The 23,959-nt window shown below is 61.0% G+C and carries 16 protein-coding genes; 8 read left to right on the top strand and 8 right to left on the bottom strand.

Features of this window, described 5'->3' with window-relative positions:
- The first annotated feature begins 141 nt into the window (after positions 1–141).
- The 3 genes from AC1RBR_RS09830 to AC1RBR_RS09820 all read left to right on the top strand — a co-directional run bounded on the left by AC1RBR_RS09830 (position 142) and on the right by AC1RBR_RS09820 (position 4,162).
- Complete coding sequence (locus tag AC1RBR_RS09830; RefSeq protein ID WP_492564078.1) at positions 142–1,134, top strand: hypothetical protein; 993 nt, start codon at positions 142–144, stop codon at positions 1,132–1,134.
- A gap of 13 nt (positions 1,135–1,147) precedes the next feature.
- The gene (locus AC1RBR_RS09825; RefSeq protein WP_492564077.1) at positions 1,148–2,806 is read left to right on the top strand and encodes a hypothetical protein; all 1,659 of its coding nucleotides are present in this window, start codon (positions 1,148–1,150) and stop codon (positions 2,804–2,806) included.
- Between the two features lie 117 nt (positions 2,807–2,923).
- Complete coding sequence (locus AC1RBR_RS09820; protein WP_492564075.1) at positions 2,924–4,162, top strand: hypothetical protein; 1,239 nt, start codon at positions 2,924–2,926, stop codon at positions 4,160–4,162.
- Positions 4,163–4,257: 95 nt separating this feature from the next.
- On the opposite strand, the gene AC1RBR_RS09815 is transcribed toward AC1RBR_RS09820, so the two are convergent.
- Positions 4,258–14,781, bottom strand: a complete 10,524-nt coding sequence (locus AC1RBR_RS09815; RefSeq protein WP_492564073.1) for an autotransporter-associated beta strand repeat-containing protein — start codon at positions 14,779–14,781, stop codon at positions 4,258–4,260.
- Positions 14,782–15,235: 454 nt separating this feature from the next.
- Between AC1RBR_RS09815 and AC1RBR_RS09810 the strand changes: the two genes are divergently transcribed.
- Together AC1RBR_RS09810 and AC1RBR_RS09805 are read left to right on the top strand one after the other, a co-directional pair.
- Positions 15,236–16,195, top strand: coding sequence for a nucleoside-specific channel-forming protein Tsx (locus tag AC1RBR_RS09810; RefSeq protein WP_115985668.1), 960 nt, complete (start codon positions 15,236–15,238; stop codon positions 16,193–16,195).
- Between the two features lie 15 nt (positions 16,196–16,210).
- A complete protein-coding gene (locus AC1RBR_RS09805; protein ID WP_492564071.1) occupies positions 16,211–17,233 on the top strand; it encodes a purine-nucleoside phosphorylase in 1,023 nt (340 codons plus the stop codon).
- Between the two features lie 121 nt (positions 17,234–17,354).
- On the opposite strand, the gene AC1RBR_RS09800 is transcribed toward AC1RBR_RS09805, so the two are convergent.
- From AC1RBR_RS09800 to AC1RBR_RS09790, 3 genes are all read right to left on the bottom strand, one after another.
- Positions 17,355–18,311, bottom strand: a complete 957-nt coding sequence (locus AC1RBR_RS09800) for a quinone oxidoreductase family protein (RefSeq protein ID WP_492564069.1) — start codon at positions 18,309–18,311, stop codon at positions 17,355–17,357.
- Positions 18,312–18,343: 32 nt separating this feature from the next.
- Positions 18,344–18,517, bottom strand: coding sequence for a DUF1427 family protein (locus tag AC1RBR_RS09795; RefSeq protein ID WP_095138741.1), 174 nt, complete (start codon positions 18,515–18,517; stop codon positions 18,344–18,346).
- Between the two features lie 437 nt (positions 18,518–18,954).
- Positions 18,955–19,731 carry an AraC family transcriptional regulator gene (locus tag AC1RBR_RS09790; protein WP_492564067.1) on the bottom strand — a complete coding sequence of 259 codons (777 nt, stop codon included), beginning with the start codon at positions 19,729–19,731 and terminating at the stop codon, positions 18,955–18,957.
- A gap of 136 nt (positions 19,732–19,867) precedes the next feature.
- Here AC1RBR_RS09790 and AC1RBR_RS09785 point away from each other — a divergent pair, with 136 nt between their 5' ends.
- Together AC1RBR_RS09785 and AC1RBR_RS09780 are read left to right on the top strand one after the other, a co-directional pair.
- Entirely contained in the window at positions 19,868–20,095 is a 228-nt protein-coding gene (locus tag AC1RBR_RS09785) for a DUF6555 family protein (protein WP_095138739.1), read from the top strand.
- Positions 20,096–20,134: 39 nt separating this feature from the next.
- On the top strand, positions 20,135–20,407 hold the full coding sequence (locus tag AC1RBR_RS09780) for a hypothetical protein (protein WP_492564066.1): 273 nt from the start codon (positions 20,135–20,137) through the stop codon (positions 20,405–20,407).
- A gap of 22 nt (positions 20,408–20,429) precedes the next feature.
- Here AC1RBR_RS09780 and AC1RBR_RS09775 read toward each other — a convergent pair whose 3' ends face one another.
- From AC1RBR_RS09775 to AC1RBR_RS09760, 4 genes are all read right to left on the bottom strand, one after another.
- Positions 20,430–20,597 carry a metallothionein gene (locus AC1RBR_RS09775; protein ID WP_115985675.1) on the bottom strand — a complete coding sequence of 56 codons (168 nt, stop codon included), beginning with the start codon at positions 20,595–20,597 and terminating at the stop codon, positions 20,430–20,432.
- A gap of 495 nt (positions 20,598–21,092) precedes the next feature.
- A complete protein-coding gene (locus AC1RBR_RS09770; protein ID WP_492564063.1) occupies positions 21,093–21,347 on the bottom strand; it encodes a hypothetical protein in 255 nt (84 codons plus the stop codon).
- A gap of 514 nt (positions 21,348–21,861) precedes the next feature.
- Positions 21,862–22,317 carry a DMT family transporter gene (locus AC1RBR_RS09765; protein WP_492564062.1) on the bottom strand — a complete coding sequence of 152 codons (456 nt, stop codon included), beginning with the start codon at positions 22,315–22,317 and terminating at the stop codon, positions 21,862–21,864.
- Positions 22,318–22,321: 4 nt separating this feature from the next.
- Entirely contained in the window at positions 22,322–22,807 is a 486-nt protein-coding gene (locus tag AC1RBR_RS09760; RefSeq protein ID WP_253151894.1) for a DMT family transporter, read from the bottom strand.
- A gap of 112 nt (positions 22,808–22,919) precedes the next feature.
- On the opposite strand from AC1RBR_RS09760, the gene AC1RBR_RS09755 reads away from it, so the two are divergent.
- On the top strand, positions 22,920–23,855 hold the full coding sequence (locus tag AC1RBR_RS09755) for a LysR family transcriptional regulator (RefSeq protein ID WP_492564059.1): 936 nt from the start codon (positions 22,920–22,922) through the stop codon (positions 23,853–23,855).
- Positions 23,856–23,959: the final 104 nt, after the last annotated feature.

Raw genomic sequence — 23,959 nt, 5'->3', positions numbered from 1 at the left:
GGCAGTTGATGGGGGCGATTCTAGCAGAGGTCCAAATCAGCTCGGCGGTGTCAATCCCTCTTAAGATAACTGAAGGCATATTGACATCACCCTTCAACCAGGGAGAATCGCGCAACGCTTCATTCAAAGTCAGGGACTACTATGAAACAACGCGCCTCCAAACCAACCGAAACTGGCTCCTTTATTGATTCTTGGCGACGCGAACCCGAGCCCTTTTGTCCAGAAAGTTTCAACACGACATTCATTTTCTCCTCTATCACCAGCGCGGTCGGCCGCGCATTCGATGCGACCCGCGAGACCGTTGCAGAAGCCGCTGACATCGTTGGAGACAAAGTCGGCGATCTGTATGGCGCCACCGTCGAAACGATTTCCGATGCCGCCGATGCGGTGACTGACGTCGTGACTGAAGCAGCCGAAAAGGTTGGCGATGCCGTATCCGATGCCTACAACTCCACTGTCGAAACCGCCTCCAATGCCGCCGACGTTGTGGCAGACGTTTACACCACAGCCGTTGAATCCGTTGTGGACGCTGCTGACAAAGTGGGCGATGTCCTGAGTGATGCTTACGATTTCACCCGCGAAACCATCACCAGCGGTTACGACAGTTCCCGGGACTATGTAGCCGACTTCGGAACCTCGATGGCGACCTATTGGAATGCCAAAAAAGAACTGGAAGAGCGCAAGGAAAAAAATGCTGAAACTCGCGGCGAGAACCGCGAAAAGGCGAAGAGTGAGGTCAGGGAAAGGCGCTTCTGCGAGGCGCTCGCAAAAGCCAAGGCGTGCATTGACAGCCATGAAGCCTATTTCCGCATGCTGATTGCCATGCAAGCCGTTGCACAGGCGAGCGCCGCGTGCAATGGCGGCGCCAGTGAAGAGGATAAGCAGCAAATCAATGAGTTCCTGCTGGGCATGGGTGGCGACTTCCTGCCCGCCAAAGTTCAAGCAGCGATGAATCTGCTCGCTAACAATCCTCCGACGCTCAAGGAGGCTTTCATCCGAGCACGAGAAACCGGAATCGAGGCGCAAGCGTTGTTCGATGAAATCATCGATTTCGTCACGACCCTGAACGGTGAAATGAGTGAGCCGCAGAAAGCGTTTCGCTCGGGATGGGCACAGCTGTCTGCCGCTGCTTGATAGGAGAACTGCCATGACGGATCGAATCGAACGTTTCAAAGCCCGGCAACGCCAGCAAGCAACGGTTGCCAGTGCGACCCGCCTTGTCGGGTTGCCCGAGGCTGACCTTGCTCGACAATTGCTTGAGGAGCCCCTGAGCCCTCTGCTGTTGGAGGACGATTTTCTTGCCGCTGATTTTTCGGTGGAGCTTGACGTCACGGATGATGAAGCCCAGGAAGCGCTCAAAGGCTACTCGCAAGCGTTCAATCAGGAACGTTTCGAGCAACTCATCGGGGACAGTAGACGCGAGGTGTTGCAGGCTATTGCGGTACCTTTCGGGTTGGGTCGAGTGCTCGCGGTTTACGATAAAAAAGGCGGCAACGTCGACACCATCAATAACGCGAGGAATGAGGTGTACGCCAGCGATGCTGCTGCCAGGAAGTACACCGACTTGCCTGCTTATGATTCGGACAAATTTCACAAGGACAAGGCTTACACCGACAAAAACGCCAAAGACACTCTGGCTCAGCAATCGGGCACCCTCAAGGACGCCTACACAAACGAGACCTTCGGCCAGAACAAGAAGCAGGATCCGCGCAACCTCGACCACACCATTTCAGCCAATGAAATTTATACCGATCCGGGACGAGTGCTGGCCGATCTCGATGCACCGAAACTGGCAAATGTCGACTCCAATCTGAATCCGACGAAGAAAGCGCTTAACCAGTCAAAAGGTAAATTGAGTGCCACCGAACTTGTTGAAAAGCTGCAGACGCAGTCGGTCAGTCGTCGGGAGGAAATGCAGCGGCTGTCGGAGAAAACCGAACTGACGCCTAAAGAAGAAAATCGCCTCAATCTGCTCAAACAGCATGAAGCCATCGCGCAGAATCCTGATCTGCTGCTGGCGAAGGACAAGGCAGCACGTGCCGAGTATGAAAAGAAACTCAACGACGCCTATTACAAAAGCGACAAGTTCAAAGCGGACCTTGCCAGGACCAGCCTCAAGGAAGGCGGCAAAATGGCGTTTCAACAAGCCTTCGGCGTCATGCTGATCGAGTTTTTCAGCGCAACGTTCGACGAACTGATGGACCTGTACCGCCATGGCCGAAGCCACGAATCGTTGGTCCCGGAGCTACGCGCGCGCCTCGGGCGCGTTGCCAAACGAGTCGGCAATCAATGGCAAACGGCGCTGGCTGCCGGTGGCGCAGGCTTCGTGGCCGGCGTACTGGCCAACCTGGTCACCACCCTGATCAACGTCTTTGTCACCACGGGCAAACGTGCTGTGCGCATGTTCCGTGAAGGGTTCCTGTCGTTGCTCAAGGCACTGAAGACACTGTTGCTGCCTCCTGAGGGACTCACCCTGCGTCAGGCAGCACACGAGGCGATCAAGATCACTTGCGCCGGAGGTGTGATCATTGCCGGTGTCGCACTTGAAGAAGTCATCGAAAAACAAATGCTGCTGATTACCGGGCTCGGCACTGTGGGGGCGATTTTGTCTGCGGTCATCGTCGGCGCACTGACAGGGCTAGCCAGCACTTTTGTTGTTTACCTGGTGGACAGGCTTGATCCTCTAGGCGTGAACCGCGACCGCGAAATCATCGAGGTGGGTGAAAGGCTTGACCGGAGTCTGGCGCAGGCGATGGAAGAAAATGACCGGTTGCTGCTTGAGTTGGAAAGCAGTCTGGCGACTTGAACACTTGCTGTAGCGATCCGGGATGGAGAGTCATCACTTCTTCCGGATCGTTCGTTACCTCTTCGCATCTGCGGATTGGACAACTTACCCCACCGACAATCCATGGCAGGAAACACAGTGTCTGAATTACTGGACTACATCAATAAACAAGGCTCATTTGCAGCGAAAGCCATCATTACCCTTGGCGTTTTAGTCACGTGGGGATATTGCGCGTTTTCTATAAATTTTTTCCCCACAGGTCTTAACCTTGCAGACAGCTTGGTATTTATCTTCATCGCACTGGGGTTCGGCTTACTGTATTGCACCTGGTTATTGTTCGGATTCATGTCTTTTTACTTTGGTCACTCCGCTTTCACCGAAAAGGGAACATCTCGATTTCTCGACGGTGCCGCCTGCCTTTCATTTTTGTCAATTGTATTCTTTATCGCTTACTGGCTGGGTAGTCTGGAAGCCACCATCGCGCCTTTACTTAGTGGTTTTTTATTGCATTTTGCGGTGGTCCAATGGAAGCCGGATGCCCCCGATATTGATGACAAAAACAAGCAAAGTCGCGCACGCATGCGAGGGGCATTAATTTTTACTGCCATCTTCATAGTTCCAACAATTGCACTTCCAGTATTTGGAAAATTCATCGATGGGAGCTTCGGACTAATCGGAATCCAACAAAAAAATGTCTCTCTCGCATTGAACGAAAGCAATCAAAAAATCGTCAGCGATGTAGCAAAGGAATTCAACCTTTCAATTTACGGCTGCGTCAAAGACGGTGACAAAACCAATATAGTTCATCATTTCAATGTTCTTTGGCACGGCTTGGGCGAGCGTAGCCTGGTACAACTACTTGCATATGAAAAAAACAACTGGGTAGCTAAGGCCAAGATAGAGCTGGACCGTAGTGGTTTGAATGTTCTCACCCCTGCCGATAAAAAGAACAGCTTCAAAACCTGCCTGACAGTCAATACCGACACGCTCTTCGATATTTACGAAGACAAAATCAGCGACAACGGAAAGCTCCAGCTTGCCAATTTTACTCAGGAAACCAAACACAAACTGGAAGCCGACAATCTGCAAATCCTGTCTGCCACCATCACCGGTCACACCGACAGAATTCCAGTGCTAAAAACCGGAGACTCCAACATGGCCCTGTCTATTCGACGTGCTGACAGTGTGTATACCGAGATCAAGGATCTGTTTGCCGATTTGTCGGATGCACAGGTGAAACGATTGGGCCAAGGCTCTCTAGTGCCTAAATCGAACTGCCCCAGAGACCTGTCACTTCCAGAACAGAAGGAATGTCTGGCGGTCGATCGACGGGTTGAAATCGAACTGAAAGTTCAAATCAAAGACAGGAAAAAATGAGCGCTACACCCAGATTCCTGATTGAGGAATGAGCCACCCTTTTGCCCTAAAAAAAACCGCCCTTGCGGGCGGCTAAAAGTACTTCGACCCTAAATTCAGAAGCCCAGGCTGAAGCTGATGGTCATCGCATGGTCGTTGCTGTCGTTCGACAGTTGACCCGAGTAGCCAACCCCGAGTTTGCCGGTCGGGCTGATCTGGAAGTCCACTCCCGCTTCGACGATGGCGCTGTCCTTGGCGATCGGCACGCCCTGAGTGCTGAACGACGCGCCGCCGTCGATGAAGGTCAGATCAGCGTCAGGCTTGGTGTCACCAAACGCGTGGCGCCAGCCGATGGCCGCGCGCGGGGTGAATTGCCCACCGTTGGCCAGAGTGATGACCTTGCCGGCGCGCACACCAAGGGTCGAGAAGGTGATGTCTTGATCGGCATCGGCCTCCAGGCGCCCTACTCCGCCTTTCTCCTTGGCCTTGTCGGTGTCGTAATTGACGTAGGCCAGCCCGGCGAACGGCTCAAGCGCAATGCCGCCAGCTTCAATCGTGTAACCGACTTCACCGAACACCTGCGCACTGCGTGCGTCGTAGTTGGCTTTCAGACGGTCGTTGTAGCCGCCGACGCTGACGTCGCGTTTGGTTTCGATGTCGTGCCAGCTGTAAGCCGCGCCGAGGCGCACCGCCAAGGCATCGAACTGCGAGTTGAGGTAGGCCGCCAGGTGGTAGCTTTCGACAGTGGCATCCGAGCGACGATCATGCGCATCGAGGTCGCTGCGGGTGTAACCGGCGGCCATGCCCACGCGCCACTGGTCATCGAGTTGCTTGTCGGTACCTAGCATGAAGCCGCTGAGGTTGCGATCAAGCTTGGCGCTGTTGCTGTCACCATCCGATTCTCCCCAGGCGCCGAGTGCGCGCGCCCAGCCGACCATTTCACCGTGGCAACCGTTGCTGCTCAGTTGGTTGTCGCTCGGCGCCAGAGCACGGCGTGGATCATCCGGCGCGCTGCACGATGGCTGACGCATGCGGTCGTTGACGGCCTCACGCACGTAGCGCGAATCCTCGAGGATGGCGCTGGCGGTGCTGGCGTGGATCTCACCGGACAAACTGTCGAAGGCATTGCGTGCACCGGCCACGCTGAGATTGACGATTTCGTTCTGCAACGCTGCGCCCGCCGGGCCGTTGTTCGACAGCGCAGTGGCGGTCCGGAACTGGTTGCCGGTGGCGGCGACATCGGCAAAGGAATTGCCATTGCGACTGACCACCAGATTCACCGCGTTGGCGTCATACACCAGTGCGCTGTTGAGGAACGCGTATTGCGGCAGGTCTGCAGCGCTGAAAGTGCCGTTTACACCGCCGCCCGCCGTGATCAGCGAATACGTGGTGTTGCCGGTGAACGGGGCCAGCGAGTTCACTTGCAAGCCGCCGCCCAGGGTCGCCGTGCCGCCGATTGCCAGTGGCGTTGCGGTTGGCGAACTGACGGTCAGCGCCAGCACACCGTCACTGGCGTTGGTCAGGTTACCGGCCACGCTCAAGGTGCCCGCTTCAGAACCCGAGGCGACAACGCCATGGTTGACCACCGAACCGACGCTGCCATTACCGCTCAGACCCGCACCGTTGGCCACGGTGACTTGTCCGCCCAGCGAGGCGCGCGCGGCACGACTACCCACCTGCAGCACGCCTTGATCGACCGAAACGGTGCCGCTGAATGGATTGTCACCGGTCAACAGCAAGGTGCCGGTCCCGCGTTTGAGCATCGCACCAAGTCCGCGCAGCGATCCGTTGAACTGACCGTTGAAGTTCTGCAAGAACAACAGCGAAGCGTTGTTGAGGATGTTGCCTTGCAGGCTGGTGGTGTTACCGACCAGCGTACCGCCGCTGACCGTGGTGCCACCGCTGTAGGTGTTGGCGCCGCTCAATACCAGCGTGCCGGAATCAAGCTTCTCGATACCCCCTGTGCCCACCAGCGGCGCGGAGATTTCCGCACTCGCGCCGGCATTGACCCGTACTGGTGCGAGGCTACCGTCCGTGCCGTTGATCGGGGTCAGTGAGCCACCGGCGCCCGGCGTCAGGCTGTAGCCATTGGCGAGGAATTGCAGGCCGGTGAAGTTCTGATTGCCCTGCACGGTGACCGTGCCGCCCTGACCACCGAACACCGCAAACTGGCCATTCGAAACGAGTGCCTGGGTGCCGTTCGGATCAGTCCAGTTGGTCCCCGGCCCCCACACGCCACTGCCGCCACCAATGCTGCCGTCCGGATTGGTTTTGCCACCGTTCCAGAACTGCACCTCACCCGGCGTACCTTGCACCAGCAGGTTGACCTGATTGGCGATCGCGGTTTGCAGGGTCAGATTGGCCTCTGACACCGGCAGGCTGCCATAGACCAGACCGTTGTCGGTCAGGCTGCCGCCGTAGCTGAACAGTTGATAGACCCCGGTACCGAACCCGCCGGCATTGCTGACGTTGAGCGTACCGTCGAGGGTCAGGTTGTCAGCGACATTGACCACGGTGGTCGAACTGGTTGCCGAGCCAAGGCTGAAGTCCAGATTGGTCCCCGAGGACAGTGCCAGCGAACCGACCGACAACGGCGTCGCGGTGCCGCCACCGGCCAGCGTCGCACCGTCGGCCAGTTGCACGGCGCCACCGAGCTGACCGCCACCGCCGATGCTCGCGCCGCTGGCGACACTGACATTGGCGCTGTTGAGCACGCCGTTGACGATCAGGTTGCCGGCCTGCACCGAGGTGTTGCCGGTGAAACTGTTATTGCCAGTCAGCAGCAACTCACCCGTACCGGTTTTGTTCAGCGTACCGGCACCCGTAAGGTTACCGGTGTAGCTGCCGTCGGCGTTTTGTTCGAAGGTCAGCGTCGCGTTGTTGACGATCGCACCTTGCAGGCTGCTGGTGTCACCGCGCGTAGTGCCGGCATTCAACGTGGTACCGCCGCTGTAGGTATTGGCGCCGCTGAGCACCAGATCGCCGGCACCGTTTTTCACCAGACTGCCGGTGCCAGTGATGGCACCGAGCAGGGTGGTGTTCTGATTGCCGGCCAGGGTCAGTTGCGCACCGAGGTTGACGGCATTGGCCAGTTGCAGCGCCGCGCTGCTGTCGAGGCTGGCGTTGCCGGTCACACTCAATGCACCGCTGCTGATTGCGCTGTTGTTGCCCAGCACCAGGGTGCCGCCAGCCAGTTGCGTGCCGCCGCTGTAGGTGTTGCTGCCGTTGAGGGTCAGGCTCGATGCGCCAGTCTTGATCAGGCTGCCCGCACCGCTGACGACACCGTCGAGGGTCAAGGCGTTGCTGCCGGCGACAGTCAGGCCACCGTTCACCACCACAGCGTTGCCCAGCGTGACGGCCGCGTTGCTGTCCAGTGCGGTGCCGTCAGCGGCAGTCAACACGCCAGTGCCCAGCGCCGCGTTATTGCCGACCACGATCTTGCCGCCATTGAGCGCGGTGCCGCCGGTGTAACCGTTGGCGGCGTTGAGCACCAGTGTCCCGCTGTCGTATTTGCCCAGCGTGCCACTGCCGTTGAGCGCAACGCCGACGGTCGCGGTAGCGTTCGGATCAACCCGCACCGTGGCATTGCCCAGCGAACCGTTGACCAGATTCAGCGAACCCGCCGTGCCGTTCACCAGGCTGTAGCCGTCGGTGACGAACTGCATGCCGGTGATGGTTTGTGCGCCGTTGACGGTGACCGTGCCCGCCGCGCCCTGGAACACCGCGAAGTTGTTGGTCCAGGCCTGATTGGTGGTGCCGTTGACGTCGGTCCAGTTGGTGGTGCCGGTGCCCCAGGTACCGCTGCCGCCCTCCACCGAGCCGTTGGCCACCAGTTGGTTGCCGTCCCAGAACTGCACGGTGACGCCCGGTGCGGTGACCAGCAGGTTGATCTGATTGGCCAGCGCGGTTTGCAGGGTCAGATCGCCCGGGGTGACGCTGCCCGGCACCGTGCCGATCAGCATGCCGTTGTCGGTCAGGCCGCCGGTATAGTTGATCAGCCGATACACGCCGCTACCGAATCCACCGATGTCGCTGACATTGAGGTTGCCGTCGAGGGTCAGGTTGCCGCCGACATTCACCAGCGCATTGCCGCCACCGGACACCGGTGTGCCGAGGCCGACGTCGAAGTTTGAGTTGCCGTTCAACACCAGCGAACTCACGTTCAGCGTACTGCCGGTAACGCCCGCCAGATGCCCGCCATCGGCCACCGTCACCGCACCGGTCAAGGTGCCGCTGCCGCCGAGGGTGCCGCCGCTGTTGACCAGCACGTTGCCGCTGGCCAGCGAACCGTTGACCTGCAAGGTGCCGGCGTTGACGTTGGTATCGCCGGTCAGATCGCTGATGCCGCTGAGGGTCAGCGTACCCGAGCCAAGTTTGGTCAGCCCGCCGTCACCGCTGAGGATACCGGCGAAGGTGCTGCTGACGTTGTTGCCACCCAGGCTCAGGTTGTTGCCGGTGCCGACCAGCGCGGTACCGCTGCCGGTCAGGCTGGCGAGGCTGCCCGAAGCACCGAGATTCAGCGCCGCGCCGCCCGCGAGATTGACCGTGGCGTTGTTGCCCAATGCCGTGCCGCTCAGGGTGGTCAGACTGCCGGAGAGCACATCGAAAGTGCCGCTGAAGGTGTTGCTGCCGGACAGTGTCACGTCGGCCAGACCATTCTTGGTCAGGGTGCCCGCCCCGGCGATCACGCCGCCGAGGGTCAGGTTGTTGTTGCCAGCCAGACTCAGGTTGGCATTGACGTTGAGGTTGTTGGCCAGTAACAGAGGCGCGGAGTTGTCGAGGGTCGAAGCGCCGGTCACAGTCAGCGCGCCGCTGCCCAGGGAGCCGCCCGTGCCGAGGGTCAGCGTACCGGCGTTCAGCGTGGTGCCACCGGAGTAAGTGTTGATGCCGTTGAGCGTCAGGTTCGACGCGCCATTCTTGATCAGCCCGCCCGCGCCGCTGACCACACCAGCGAGGGTCAGGTTGTTGCTGCCGGAGTTGCTCAGATTGGCATTGAGCACGACGTTGTTGCCCAGGCTCAGCGCACTGCTGCTGTCCAGCGCCGAAGCGCCGGCCACGGTCAGGTTGCCCAGGCCGAGTGCCGAGTTGCTACCGGCGGTCAGGATGCCGGCGTTGAGGGTGGTGCCACCGAGGAAGTTGTTGTTGCCGCTGAGTGTCAGGTTGGCTGCGCCGTTTTTGCTCAGGCTGCCGGCGCCGTTGACCGTGCCGGCCAGGGTCAGATCTGCGGTGCCGCCAATGCCGAGGTTGCCCGCAAGGTTGACCGCGTTGTTCAGCGAAACCGCCGTGCTCGCATCCAGCGTGGTGCCGCCCGCCGCGTTCAAGGTGCCGGAACCCAGCGCCGAGTTCGACGCCAGAATCAGCCCGCCGGCGTTCAAGGCTACCGGGCCGAGGAAGGCGTTGTTGCCGCCGAGGGTCAGGTTCGCCGTGCCGGTTTTGATCAAACCACCAGTGCCACCAATTACGCCGTTGAGGGTCAGCGCATTGCTGCCGACTACGGTGAGGTTGCCGTTGAGTGTCGCCGCGTTGGCCAGTGTCACCGCCGCGTTGCTGTCCAGCTGTGTGCCGGCATTCGCCGTCAGCGTGCCGGTACCGAGCGCGGTGTTGCTGCCGACGATGATTTTTCCGCCGTCCAGTTGCGTGCCGCCGGTGTAGGCGTTGGCACCGCCGAGCACCAAGGTGCCGGCGTCGAGTTTATTGAGAATGCCGCTGCCATCGATATTGGCATTGATGGTCGCCGTCACACCCGGATCGACGCGCAACGAAGTAGTGCCGCCGGTGCCGTTGACCGCTGTGAGTTGCCCCGCCGCGCCGTTGACCAGGCTGTAACCATCGGTAAGGAATTGCATGCCGGTGAACGCTTGTGTGCCGTTCACCGTCACGGTGCCGGCGGTGCCCTGGAACACCGCGAAGTCACCGGCCCACGGCTGGTTGACCAGACCGTTGGCATCGGTCCAGTTGGTCCCGACCGCGTTCCAGGTGCCGCTGCCACCATCGACCACGCCGTTGGCGATGGTCTGGCTGCCGTCCCAGTAACGGATGTTGCTGTTCGGTGCCGACACTTGAATGTTGATCTGATTGGCCACGCCAGTCTGCACCACCAGATCGCCGAGGGCGTAACCGACCGGCACGCTGGCGACGTCCAGACCGAGATTGGTCAGGGCGCCGGTGTAGTTGAACAGGCGATACACGCCGACGCCGAAACCGCCGGCATCGCTGACGTTGAGATTGCCGTCGAGGGTGAGGTTGCCGCCGACGTTCATCAGCGACGCGGTTGACGGTGTCCCCAGCGCCACATCGACATTGCTGCCGGCCCCAAGGGTCAGTGCACCCGCCGACAGGGTGTTGCCCGATGACAGCGCCAGATGACCGCCGCTATTGATGTTCACCGCGCCGAGCGCCGAGCCGGTACCGGTCAGCGTGCCACCGGTGTTGACGTTGACCTGCGCACTGCCCAGCGAACCGCTCAGGTTCACGATACCGCCATCGATCGCGGTATTGCCGGTGATGCCGTTGATGCCAGTGAGGTTCAAAGTACCGGTGCCGATTTTGGTCAGGCCGCCACTGCCACTGAGATCACCGTCAAACGTACTGGTGACGTTACCGCCTCCGACAGTCAGGGTATTGCTGCCGGTCAGTTGCACACTGCCGCTGCCGGTCAGCGCGCCGAGGCTGGCATCGCTACCGAGATTCAGGCCGGCACCGGCACTGATGTTGACGCCGGAAGTGCTGCCCAGCGCATTGCTGTTGAGGGTGGTGACGCTGCCGGAGACGATGTTCAGTGCGCCGGTAAAAGTGTTGTTGCCGGCCAGAGTCAGGTCAGACAAACCGTTTTTGGTCAGGCTGCCGGCGCCGTCGATGATGCCGTTGAGGCTCAGGTCGTTATTGCCGGCCACCGTCAGGCCGGCGTTGAGGGTGATTGCGTTGCCGATGCCGAACGAGGCGCTGTTATCCAGAGTCGCCGCACCGCCGACGGTCAAGCCGCCGCTGCCCAGACCGTTGGCATTGCCCAGGGTCAGGGTACCGGCGTTGAGGGTGGTGCCGCCGCTGAAAGTGTTGTTGCCGTTGAGGGTGAGATTGGCCGCGCCGTTCTTGATCAACTGGCCGGTGCCGCTGGTGACGCCGCCAAGGGTGAGATTCTGTGTGCCACCCACGGTCAGCGCCGCATTCAAGGCGACCGCGTTGTTGAGGCTGACCAGCGGCGAATTGCTGTCCAGTGTGGCAGCGCCAGCGACAGTCAAAGCGCCGGAACCCAGCGCCGAACTGTTGCCAACGGTCAGCGTACCGGCGTTAAGGGTGGTGCCGCCGAGGTAGTTGTTGGCCGCATTGAGAATCAGGTTGGCCGCGCCGTCTTTCACCAGACTGCCGGCGCCGCTGACCAGACCGGTCAGCGTCATATTCGCCGTGCCGCCGATGTTCAAGGCACCGGCGAGTGCCACGGCATTGTTCAGGCTGACCGCCGTGTTTGCATCCAGCGTGGTGTTGGCCGCCGCGTTCAGCGTACCGGCGCCCAGCGCGCTGTTGCTGCCGACGGTCAGTTTGCCGGTGTTCAGCGCGGTGTTACCGAAATAGGTGTTGGCGCCATTGAGGGTCAGGTCGGCCGCGCCGTTCTTGGTCAGCCCACCGATGCCGGCGACCACACCGCCAAGGGTCAGCGCATTCGTGCCACCCACGGCCAGCGTGCCGGCGAGGTTGACGTTGTTGGCCAGGGTCGCGGCGGTGCTGGCATCGAGAGTGGTGCCGTTCGACGCGTTGAGTGTGCCGGTGCCGAGTGCGGTGTTGGAGCCGACGATAAGTGACCCGGCATTCAGTGCTGTGGTGCCGGTGTAGGTGTTGTTGCCGGTCAGGGTCAGACTCGATGCCCCGGTCTTGATCAGGCCGTTGCCGCCGCTGATCACCCCGCCGAGGGTCAGTGCATTGGCGCCGCCAGCAGTCAGATTAGCGTTGAGAATGACATTGTTGTTCAGGGTCACGGCCGAACTGCTGTTGAGTGTGCCCGCACCTTCCACCGACAAGGCGCCGGTGCCCAGTGCCGCGCCGTTGCCGACGGTCAGGCTACCGGCATTCAGCGTGGTGCCGCCGCTGTAGGTATTGGTGCCGCTGAGGGTGAGATTGGCGGCGCCGTTTTTTACCAGTTGGCTGGTGCCGCTGATCACGCCACCGAGGGTCAGCGCGTTGCTGCCGCCAATCCCCAGACTGTTATTGAGAATGACGTTGTTGTTCAGCGTCACCGCCGCATTGCTGTCCAGAGTCGCCACGCCGCCGACGGTGACGTTGCCGCTGCCGAGCGCCGCATTCGCGCCGGCAGTAATCGTGCCCGCGTTCAAAGCCACGGCACCGAGGAAGGTGTTGGCACCATTGAGAATCAGATTGGCCGCGCCATTCTTGGTCAGCCCGCCGCTGCCGCTGACGATGCCGCCGAGGGTCAGGTTGGCGCTGCCACCGACGTTCAAGTTGCCGCCGAGTGAGACTGCGTTGGTCAGCGCAACGGCCGTGCTGGCATCGAGCGTAGTGCCTGCCGCCGTGGTCAAGGCACCCGTCCCCAGCGCGGTGTTGGAACCGACAATCAGCGTACCGGCATTCAGCGCAGTGCCGCCAGAAAAGGTGTTGTTGCCACTGAGGCTGAGGTTCGCGGTGCCGTTCTTGATCAGGTTGCCGGTGCCGCTGACCACGCCGCTCAGGCCCAGCGCCTGCGTGCCGCCAAGGGTCAGCGCCCCGGTTACCGCAACGGCGTTGGCCAACGTCACCGCCGCCGTCGCATCCAGCGTGGTTCCGGCGGCCGTATTCAACGCGCCCGTGCCCAGCGCGGTGTTGCTGCCCACCAACAGGCTACCGGTATTGAGCAAGGTGTTGCCGCTGTTGGTGTTGTTGCCGGTCAACGTCAGGCTGGCGCTGCCGGATTTGGTAATCCCGCCGGTGCCGGACAACACGCCACCGAGGGTCAGCGCATTGCTTCCGAGTACGTTGAGCGCGCCGGTCATGCCGATGTTGTTGGCCAGTGTGACGTTGGCGGTGCTGTCCAGACTGGTGCCGGCGGCGGTGTTCAGTGCACCACTGCCCAGCGAGTTGTTGTTGGTCACCAGCAGGCTGCCGGCGCTGACGGTGGTGGTGCCGGTGAAGCCGCTGTTGGCGCCGCTGACGGTCAGGCTGCCGCTGCCGGTTTTGGTCAGGCCACTGCTGCCGCTGATCAAGCCGCCGAGGGTCAGCGCGCCCGTGCCGCCGGCCGTCAAGGTACCGTTGAGGCTGATGGCATTACTCAGGTTGATCGTGCCGGGCGCGCTCAAGGTGGTTGCGCCGGTGACGTTGAGGGTTCCGGTGCTCAACGCCAGGTTGTTGCCCAACTGCACCGTGCCGCCGTTGAGCGTGGTGTTGCCCAGGTAGGTGTTGGCGGCGCTGAGGCTCAGTTGCCCTGTGCCGATTTTGGTCAGACCGCCGCTGCCGGAAATCACCCCGCTCAGGGTCGTCGCGTTGGTGCCCTGCACGGTCACGCCACCGGCACCGAGGGAGATCTGGTTGTTGAGGTTCAACCCGGCGTTGCTGGCCTGGAGGATCCCGCCGTTGGAAGTGAGCACCCCGCTGCCGAACGTGGCGTTGTTGTTGAACTGGGCGACACCGCCATTGAGCGTAGTCGCGCCGCTGACCAGTGGTCCCTGCAAGGTCCAGGTGCCGCTGTTGATGGTCAGGTTGTTGAAATTGACGTAGGTCGCGCTGGACGCCGTGCCGACCCCGGTGATGCCGCCGCCGACGCCGCTCGGGTTCTGCAGAATCAGGCTGTTGGTGCCGCCTGCGCCACCGTCGACGGTACCGGTGGGTGCGAAGGTCAGGTTGATGCCGATCAGCCCGCCGAGGCCCACGCTGATCTGTACGCCGTCACCCACGTTGACGCTGGAGCCGGTTACCGCCGTGAAGGTGTTGGTACTGGCCGCGCCCATCGACACGCCGCCAGTGATCGCACCAGCGTTGGTGAAAGTGTTGCCCGCCGCCGAGGTCTCGAAGGCAATCCGGCCGTTGATCACGCCGGTGCTGCTGTTGGTCATGTTGACCTGCGAACCACCGTACACGCCAACCACCGGAGTATCGGCCAGGGTGATGCCGCCGATCGAGAGTCCGGTCGAAGTGATGGTGCCGTTGTTGGTGATGCTGGTGGTGCCGGCCGCGGCGTTGTTCACGCCAATCGCCAAGCCGTCGATGCTGGTCAGGTTGAGCCCGAGCAACATGCCGGTACCGCGAATGATCCCGCTGGCATTGTTGAGCACGCTGACCGTACTGGTTGCGCCGGTGCCGATGAAGGCGCCGCCGCTCAACACCGAGACCAGCCCGAGCAGCGCCGGGTCGATCGTCCCGGAGTTGTTCAGGCTGATGTTGACCCCGGTCAGGTCCATCACGTGGCCGCCGAGCGTCGCGTTCATCTGCGCCCCGGAGTTGACGTTGACCGTCAGGCCGTTGGTGGCACTGGCGAAATTGTTGAGAAACAGCGGCAGACTCGGCACGCCGGTACAGGTCACTGTGGAACCCGCCGTGGAGCATGTGGCCAGTGCAGGTGCGCTGACGCCGCCGAACAACAGTCCGGCAACGCTCAAGTGCACGGCAAGGGAAAGAGGGGAAAAACGCGAAACGAGGGCGACACCAAACCTTGCTTCCACGGGCTACTCCTTGTCGTGGCCAAATTCTTCCTTGAAGGCGTGCAAACCCTACTTATTCCACACGCGAATCAAGACAGCGACGGTCATCACAAAACCGCGTTCTGGGTGACAAGCTAGTAGACGCCCCGCCATGGAGCACTGATTAAATGGTGTTAATACTTTAATACTAGGGCCGTCTGGAACGGGGGTTTCGGCCAGTAAACACTGGATCTGGCGACGGCTGACCAACCCTGTGGGAGCGGGCTTGCTCGCGAAAGCGGTGTATCGGTGAAGGATGTGTCAGTTGACCCGACGCCTTCGCGAGCAAGCCCGCTCCCACAGGAGAATTTCAGCGTTTAAAAGAAACTGGTACGCCTTGTGCAAACGTTTGCGACCTGCCTATAACCGCTTTTTCGTAACAAAACCGTACAGACCCGCAGAACCCGGGCCTCGATCCGCAAAAAAAGGACTTTGAATGCACGCTGCTTCCCCTCTACGCGCCCCGTTTGCGCGCACGTTTGCTGTTTCCTTGCTACTGACCGGCGTTACCGGAGTTCTCAGCCACAGCGCATTGGCGCAACCGGCGCTTCCCGAAGAATCGGCGCAAGGCGAAACCCTCAGCCCCGAGGCCAGCCCGCCCAAACAAGGTGCGTATCTGTCGGACTGGTACAACCAGGACCTGACGCTGATCGGCAGCAAAGACATCAGTTTCGGCCCGCAACCGGCCGACGACATCTATCTGGAATACGAGTACTTCGGGCGCAAGGGGCCGTTCGAGCTGTACGGCTATGTCGACATTCCGAAAATCTTCAACATCGGCAACAGCCACGACAAAGGCGTGTGGGATCACGGCTCACCGGTGTTCATGGAGCACGAGCCGCGCATCTCCATCGACTACCTCGCCGGCCGCAGCCTGGCCATCGGCCCGTTCAAGGAATGGTACGTGGCGTTCGACTGGATCTACGATCACGGCAGCCGTAAAGAGAACCGCGCCAACACCCTGTACAGCGGCTTCGGCACCGACATCGACACCCATTCGCGGGTCAACCTGTCGGCCAACCTGTACGGGCGCTACCAGTGGGAAAACTACGGCGCGAGCAATGAGTATTCGTGGGACGGCTACCGCGCGCAGCTCAAGTACATCGTGCCCATCGACAAATTCAGCAACGGCGCGTCGCTGACCTACATCGGTTTCACCAACTTCGACTTCGGCTCGGACATCCACAAGGACAACCCGGCGCGCACCGCCAATGCCACGGTGGCGACCAACGTCTTGCTCTACTCGTTCACCCACTTGCGCTTCACCCTGGTCGGCCGTTACTTCCACAACGGCGGCAACTGGGAGGACGGCAGTGAGCTGAACTTCGGCGACGGCAATTTCCGCGCACGCTCCAATGGTTGGGGTTACTACGCCGGCATCGGCTACCAGTTCTGAATTCAGGAGATTCTCATGCAAGCAATGACGCGTCTGACCCTGGCCGCTGCGGCCCTGCTCTCTTCCACGGCGTGGGCGGCTGAAGCGCCGATCCAGCCGAAAGTCGTGCTGATCACCATGTTCGCCCCCGAGGCGCAGAACTGGATCGAGCGCCTCGATCTGAAACAGGAAATCCGCGTGCCTGGCCTGTCTGCCGAGTACCCGACTGTGCGCTGCAACGCGCAACAGGTATGCCTGCTGACCACCGGCATGGGCCAGACCAATGCCGCCGCCTCGACCCTGGCACTGGCGCTGTCGCCGAAATTCGACCTGCGCAAAAGCTGGTTCCTGATCGCCGGGATCGCCGGCATCAGCCCCAAACACGGGACCATCGGCACCGCCGCGTGGGCGCACTACCTGGTGGAATTCGGTACCCAATGGGAGCTGGATTCGCGCGACGCGCCGGCGAGCTGGCCGACCGGTTACCTGGGCATCAACACCAAGGGACCGAACGAAAAACCGCCGCTGGACTACAAGACCGAAGTCTTCGAACTCAACCCGAAATTGCAGGCCAAGGCCTTCGCCCTGAGCCATAAGGTCGAACTGAGCGAGAGTAAGGAATCGGCGGCCTGGCGCCGGAAATACCCGTCAGCCCCGGCCAATCAGCCGCCAGTGGTCACGCGTTGCGACACACTGGCGGGCAACACCTGGTTCTCCGGTACACGCCTGAGCGAACGCGCCGAAGTCTGGACGAAACTGCTGACCGACAACCAGGGTGAATATTGCACCACGCAACAGGAAGACAACTCGACCTACGAGGCCTTGTTGCGCGCCAGTCGCGAAGGCCTGGTGGATGTGCAGCGTCTGGCGGTGGTGCGTGCAGGCTCTGACTTTGATCGTCCGGCGCCGGGCGGCAGCGAAGTGGACAACCTGCTCAAGTACGCCGATCAGGGCGGGTTCGTGCCGGCGCTGGAGAACCTCTATCGCGCCGGCAATCCGCTGGTGCAAGACATCCTGAAAAACTGGTCGGCGTGGGAAAACGGCGTCCCGCAATCCTGAGTACAACACGGTAAAAAATGTGGGAGCGGGCTTGCTCGCGAATGCGCTGTGTCAGTCAATATTTGCTTCGCTGACACACCGCTTTCGCGAGCAAGCCCGCTCCCACAGTTGTTTTGTGGTGTCAGGGGATGAGAATTATCTTGTCGCCACTGCCTTGATTCACCTGCGCGTAGCTGTCCACCCCCTCCGCCAATGGCACCTCCACCAACCCCTGCGGCAACGGCAACAGATCCTCATCAAAGAACCGCCCAAATTGCTCCAGCATCGCTGCGCAGGCTTGCACGCCGTACAGCAGCGAATTGATCCCGACCACCGAACCGCCCTTGCGGTACAGCGCCAGCGCCGGCAATTGCACATGGCCGTCGACCGGTGCGGCGATGATCGCGATGCGCCCGAACGCTGCCAATGCCGCGACCGAGGCCGGCAGCCAGAAACCGGTGGTGTCGAAGATCACGTCAGCGCCGCCGCGATACACCGCGTTGACCTGTGCGCCGAGGTCTTCGGGTTTCTCCAGCTGAATCGCCTGGAAGCCCTGCGCCTGCAACTCCTTGACCTGCTCCGGCCTACGCGCGGCCGCGAGGATCTGCGCCCCGCGTACCTTGGCCAACGCCAACGCCGCCGTGGCCACCGCACCGCCGCCGATCACCAGCAAACGGGTTTCAGCCTTTACCGAACTACGCTCCAGCGCATCCCACGCCGTGGTGTACGGCACGCCGAGGCTGGCGGCCTGGGCGAAACTCAAGTGCGACGGTTTGTGCGCCACGCCATTGGCCGGCAGCTTGACGAACTGCGCGTGCGAGCCATCGGCGAAAAAGCCCAACTCGCGCCCGGTGCCCCAGACTTCCTGACCGAGCAACGCCTGCGGCCCCTCGACCACGACACCGGCAAAATCACGCCCGGGAATCCGTGGCAACGTGGTGTACGGAAACCGCCCGAGCACGTTCTTCACATCGCTGGGGTTCAGACCGGCCGCCTTGATCTCGACCAGCACTTCATCAGCGCCGGGCACCGGGGTCGGTACGTCGACGAAATGCAGGGAAGACAGGTCGCCGGTTTTATCGAATTGCAGTGCTTTCATGAGGACATCCACCAAAGGAAAAAAAAGGACATTCAAGACAGCCAACCGGCGACCAATTGCCGGCCCATCGGCCACAGCTGCTCACCCGCAAGCATGCCCAGAAGCCCCACCAGCGCAATCGCCGGAGGTGCCGGGGAACGAAAATCCAGCGCGCCATAGAGCAGGCCGACACCGAGACCGATGCCCAGCGAAATCAGGTAGTTCATGGGAGGAAACTCCGCCGCGTGAAAGGAATGGGCAAAGTCTAGGGAAGGATCGGCAGAGGTATCGGCCAAGGACTTCTGAATTTCGGCCAATTCCCCGCGTTCACTGCCGTCCCCTGTGGGAGCGGGCTTGCTCGCGAAGGCAGCAGGTCAGTCCCTTTATGCTTCACAGACACACCGCTTTCGCGAGCAAGCCCGCTCCCACAGTTGTTTTGCGGTGTCAGGGGAGCCGGAGCTGGAGAACCTCTATCGCACAGGCAGTCCGCTGGTGCAGACATCCTGAAACACTGGTCGGTGTGGGAAAACGGTGTCCCGTAATCCTGAGTACAACACGGTAAAAATGTGGGAGCGGGCTTGCTCGCGAAGGCGGCGGGTCAGTCACCTTATGCTTCACAGACACACCGCTTTCGCGAGCAAGCCCGCTCCCACAGGGGTTGCGTTCAGGTGATCGTAAATTGCGAAGGCGCCACACGCAGCTCGCGGCGGAACATGTCACTGAAACTGCTCGGCGAATATCCCAGCTCGCGAGCGATCGCGCTCACCGGCACGCCCTGAATCAACTCCGCCACCGCCGTCGCCAGTTGCACCTGCCGCCGCCATTCGGCGAAGCCCATGCCAAGGCTGTCCTTGAACAGCCGCGCCAGCGTCCGCACACTGGCCCCGGCGTTTTCCGCGTGCTGCTCGAACGGAATGTCCAGCGACGGCGCCGCCATCACTGCCTGACACAAGTTCATCAGACGCCGGTCGGAATCGTCCGGCAGCGGGATCTTCAATTGTGAGCGCCGGGCGCGCTTGAGCTCCAGCAACGCCAGCCCGACCAAGGCGTCGTAATAAGCCGGCTCACCGCTGTCGCCCTGCTCCACCAGCCCGACGATCAACTCACGCAACAGGCCACCGACCTCGATCACCTGCACCGTCGGATCCAGCGTCGCCGCCAGCGCCGGGCGCAGGTAGATATTGCGCATTTGCAAGTCCGAGACAACGCGAATCCCGTGCGGCACCCCGGGCGGCAACCACACCGCGCGCTGCGGCGGCACCACCAGCGCCTCGTGCGGGGTCTCGACCCACATCACCCCGCTCATCGCATACAGCAACTGACCCCAGACATGCTCGTGCGGCTCGATGAACAACCCACGCGGATAGGTACGCGCCAGCGGTTGCACCGGCACATCGGTATCCGTGAGATCAGGGGGTGCGGCGAGGGCCATGGCGAGCATTCATTGGGGTTGGCGGAAGGCGCATGGTAACCAGTCGGTCACAGCGTCGACAACGATAGATACCGTCGGACAATCCGAGTGAATTTTCCCGACGCGCCGCGATCCTTCTAATACCACAGGGAGGAATACGGGCTTTATGAACAACGCAAAACTGTTTGTCATCGATTACACCCTTCACGGCACGCCTAAGTCGTTCATTATCCGCTCGGACAGAATGGACAACGCCGAGGCGTGGCACTGGGCAAGCTGCGACGCCGGTGTGGGTCGCATCCCGCGTTTCGGCCGGGAAAAAGTGCAAAAGACCAGCAAACCGATGGCGGAGAAATTCGGCGTGGAAAACGTCACATGGCGACCGGCGGGCTAGACTCCCGCCAGGCAACGGCGACTTTTCGGGGGGATACACATGAGCAACCTCTTCAGCTTGGCGCATCTGGATTACGGCCTCGACACCCTGTTCGGCCGTATCACCAAGAGCGTCGACTGTGAGCTGGGCCTGGAACCCGTCGAAGATGACCCGTACCGCTTTGCCGTGCGCGTGCCGGCGCCGTTACCGGAAGACCTGGACCAGGCGAAAACCGTGGTGGTCTGGGTTGAAGGCCGACGACTGCTTGGCACCGTGCGCCATATCGAACGCCTGGATGATGAAAGCCTGAAACTGCAAGTGGAGCCTGATTAGGCTCCACTTTTTTTGCGCGCGGTTATTTGGGGTGGGCGCAATGGCAGCCTTTGCTTGAACACTCCGCACCGTCCTTGTGGTGGTGGGCGCAGGCTTCACAGCAATAGTGTTTGCCGTGCACGGCGTAGGCGTGGTCGCCTTCCTTGATCGTGCATTTGCAGTTGGGGCAATCGCATTTTCTGTCGGGCATGGGGGCAGACTCCTTTTTGGGTGGTTGTCTGGGGCTTTTGGGATAAGCCGTAGATACCAGTGTAGGAGCTGCCGAAGGTTGCGATCTTTTGATCTGGTTTTTTTGGGGAATTGGGTGAATATCCGTTTCTGCTGGCGATGTGGGTGAATATCCGTTGCTTCGGGTGCTGCCGCTGGCGGTTTCGCTCTTACAGCGAGTCACCTTTTCCAGACGCCGAAAAGGTAACCCAAAAGGCTTTGCCCCGGCGTACGGCACTTCGCTTGGGCTCAGTGTTCCCTCGCTACGGTGTCCATCCGGGGGCATCGCCTCCGGTTTGCTTCGCTGCACCTCCTCTCGATGTATGCGGCTCCGCCGCATGGCGCTGCGCGCCTAACCCCCTGATGGACACCTTCGCTCGGCCTGCCGAAGGGGCAAAAGATCAAAAGCCACATCAAGAGCCAGAGCCAGATCAAAAGATCGCAGCCTTCGGCAGCTCCTGCATGGGATTGGGTGTGTTCAGTTGGAGTTTGGTTGGCTGGCCGCCTTCGCGAGCAAGCCCGCTCCCACAGTTGGATTGAGTGCATTCAGTTGGAGCTTGGTTGGCTGGCTGGCCGCCTTCGCGAGCAAGCCCGCTCCCACAGTTGGATTGAGTGCATTCAGTTGGAGTTTGGTCGACTGGCAGGCCGCCTTCGCGAGCAAGCCCGCTCCCACAGTTGGATTGAGTGCATTCAGTTGGAGTTTGGTCGACTGGCTGGCCGCCTTCGCGAGCAAGCCCGCTCCCACAGTTGGATTGAGTGCATTCAGTTGGAGTTTGGTCGGCTGTCAGGCCGCCTTCGCGAGCAAGCTCACTCCCACAGGGGGATGGGGTGTGGTCAGTTAGAGACTGGTCGGCTCGCAGGCCGCCATCGCCAGCAGGCTGGCTCCTACAGTTCAGATTGCGTGCCCGCAAGCGGCGAAGCCGCCCCACTCAACACAATGAGCGTTAGCTCGAGTACCGCTTTTGATCTCAGGGCCCGTCGGCAGGCTGAGTGGAGGGATTTATCCGGGGGTGGGAGCGCAGCGACCGTTTGGCGCAGCCAAACACAGCGAGAGGAGGTGCAGCGAAGCAAACCGTAGGCGCTGCCCCCCGGATGAATCCCGCAGCGAAGGAACCCGAGCCTAGGCGAGGGCCGAACGTCAGGGTAAAGCCTTTTTGGTTACTTTTTCGGCGTCTGGAAAAAGTGACCCGCCGTAAGGGCGGAACCCTAAGCCGCCGTTACCGCAGCAACGGATATACACCCAAAACTCAATCAGAACCCCGAACACTGCTCCGATACATAAAAACCAAAGCCAACCCCAGACAAACCATCGCCAACACCCGAGAAGACGAAAGCTTGATCGCCGGATTCCCCAGCCAGCCAAAATTATCGATCAACATCCCCATCCCAAGCTGCCCGACGATCACCGCAACAGTCGCCACCGCAGTCCCCACAACAGGCACCGCCCCCACCATGACCATCATGTAAACCACCCCAAACAACGCCCCGCAGACCTGCCACTTTGGCACATCGAGCAAACTCACCGCATGCGCCGGCTCAAAAAACACAATCAACAACCCGGTGACCACAGCCCCGACGAAAAACGTCAGCAAACTGCTGCGCAACACTCCGACGCTTTCACCGAGGCGCCCATTGATCGCTGCCTGCACACTCAACACCGCGCCCGCCAACACCACCACTGCCAACAAAATAACCAGACTCATATTCTCAACCCCGCGCAATCAGAACCAGTGCCACCACAATCAACCCCAACGCCAGCCAGCGCTCGGCATTGACCTTCTTGCGCGTCGCGCCGAACCAGCCGAAATGGTCGATCAGCACACTCTTGCCGACCTGCCCGGACAGGATCGCGATCATCGTCATCGCGATCCCGATATGCGGCGTCGCCAGGGTCAGCACCACCACGTACATCGGCCCGAGAAAGCCGCCGATCAATTGCCAGCGCGGCAGCTCGGTCAGCGCCGGGCCTTTCTGCGGGCCGGCGAACAACAGCAGCAAAAACAGAATCGCCGAACCCACACCGAAGATGCTCAAGGTCGCCCACAGATGCCCGACCTGCTCCCCCAACGGCCCCAGCAACCCGGCCTCCACCGACAAACCCATGCCGGCCAGAATCACCAGCGGCAGCAACAACAGGCGCAACCACGACCGGGTCGCCGGCGCCGCCACACTTACTTCATCCAACGTCTGCATAACCAAAACCCGTGCAAGTAAACGATGGCGCGGATTATCGGCTGGCGCAGCTGTGCGATAAATGGGAGTATCCGGACAACACTTTTGCGCAACATGCACAGCAGGATGATTCATGCACGGGTTCAATGAACTGGGATTCAAGGCACTCAGGCTGTTTGTGGCGGTGCTCGACCACGGCAGCTTTTCCGAAGTCGCCCGCCGCGAGGGTGTGGCGCCCTCTTCGATTTCGCGGCAGATCCAGTTGATGGAGCAGGCGCTGAACCAGCAATTGCTCTACCGCCACACCCGCGCCGTCACCCCGACCGAGGCCGGGCGCATGCTCGGCCACCATGCGCGGCTGGTGCTGGTGCAACTGGAGGAAGCCGAGCAGGCGTTGCAGGAGCAGCAAAGCGAACCCACCGGACTGGTGCGGATCAACGCACCGGTGGTGTTCGGCCAACGTCATCTGACGCCGTGGCTCGGTCAGTTGTGCGCGCGCTATCCGAAGCTGCAACTGGACATCCAGCAGACCGACCATTACGTCGACCCGTTGCAGGAAGGCGCCGACCTGCTGTTTCGCATCGGTCCGATGCACGACTCGAGCATGCAGGCGCGGATCCTCGCGCCGCACCGCTTTCAGGTCGCGGCCAGCCCGGCGTATCTCAAGCGCCATGGCACACCGCAGCATCCCGACGAACTCGCGCAACACCAATGCCTGGCCTACAAAGGTGCGACCGGTCAGCAGCGCTGGTTCTTCCGTCAGCACCAGGGCGACTGGACGCCGTACTCGGTCAAAGGTCCGATCACCGGCAACCACGCCGACACCCTCACCCAGGCCGCCGAGCAAGGCCTGGGGCTGGTGATGTTTCCGTCCTGGCTGATTGGTGAGGCGGTGCGCGACGGCACGCTGGTGCCAGTGCTGGGCGAATATCAGGTATCGAACAGCCTGGAGCCGCAGCAGATTGCGGTGCTGTGGCCGGGGAGCCGGCGGCTGTCGGTGAAGGTGCGTACGGTGATCGATTTCTTTGTCGAGTGCTTTGGCGAAGTGCCGTACTGGGACAGGCCCTGAGCCCTACACAAAACCCAATGTGGGAGCGGGCTTGCTCGCGAAGGCGGTGTGTCAGATACAAAAATACTGACTGACATGACGCCTTCGCGAGCAAGCCCGCTCCC

This window comes from Pseudomonas sp. GW823-FHT01D03, assembly GCF_058798255.1.
The sequence above is the reverse complement of the archived record's forward strand: the minus strand, read 5'-3'. Positions and strand labels throughout refer to the sequence as shown.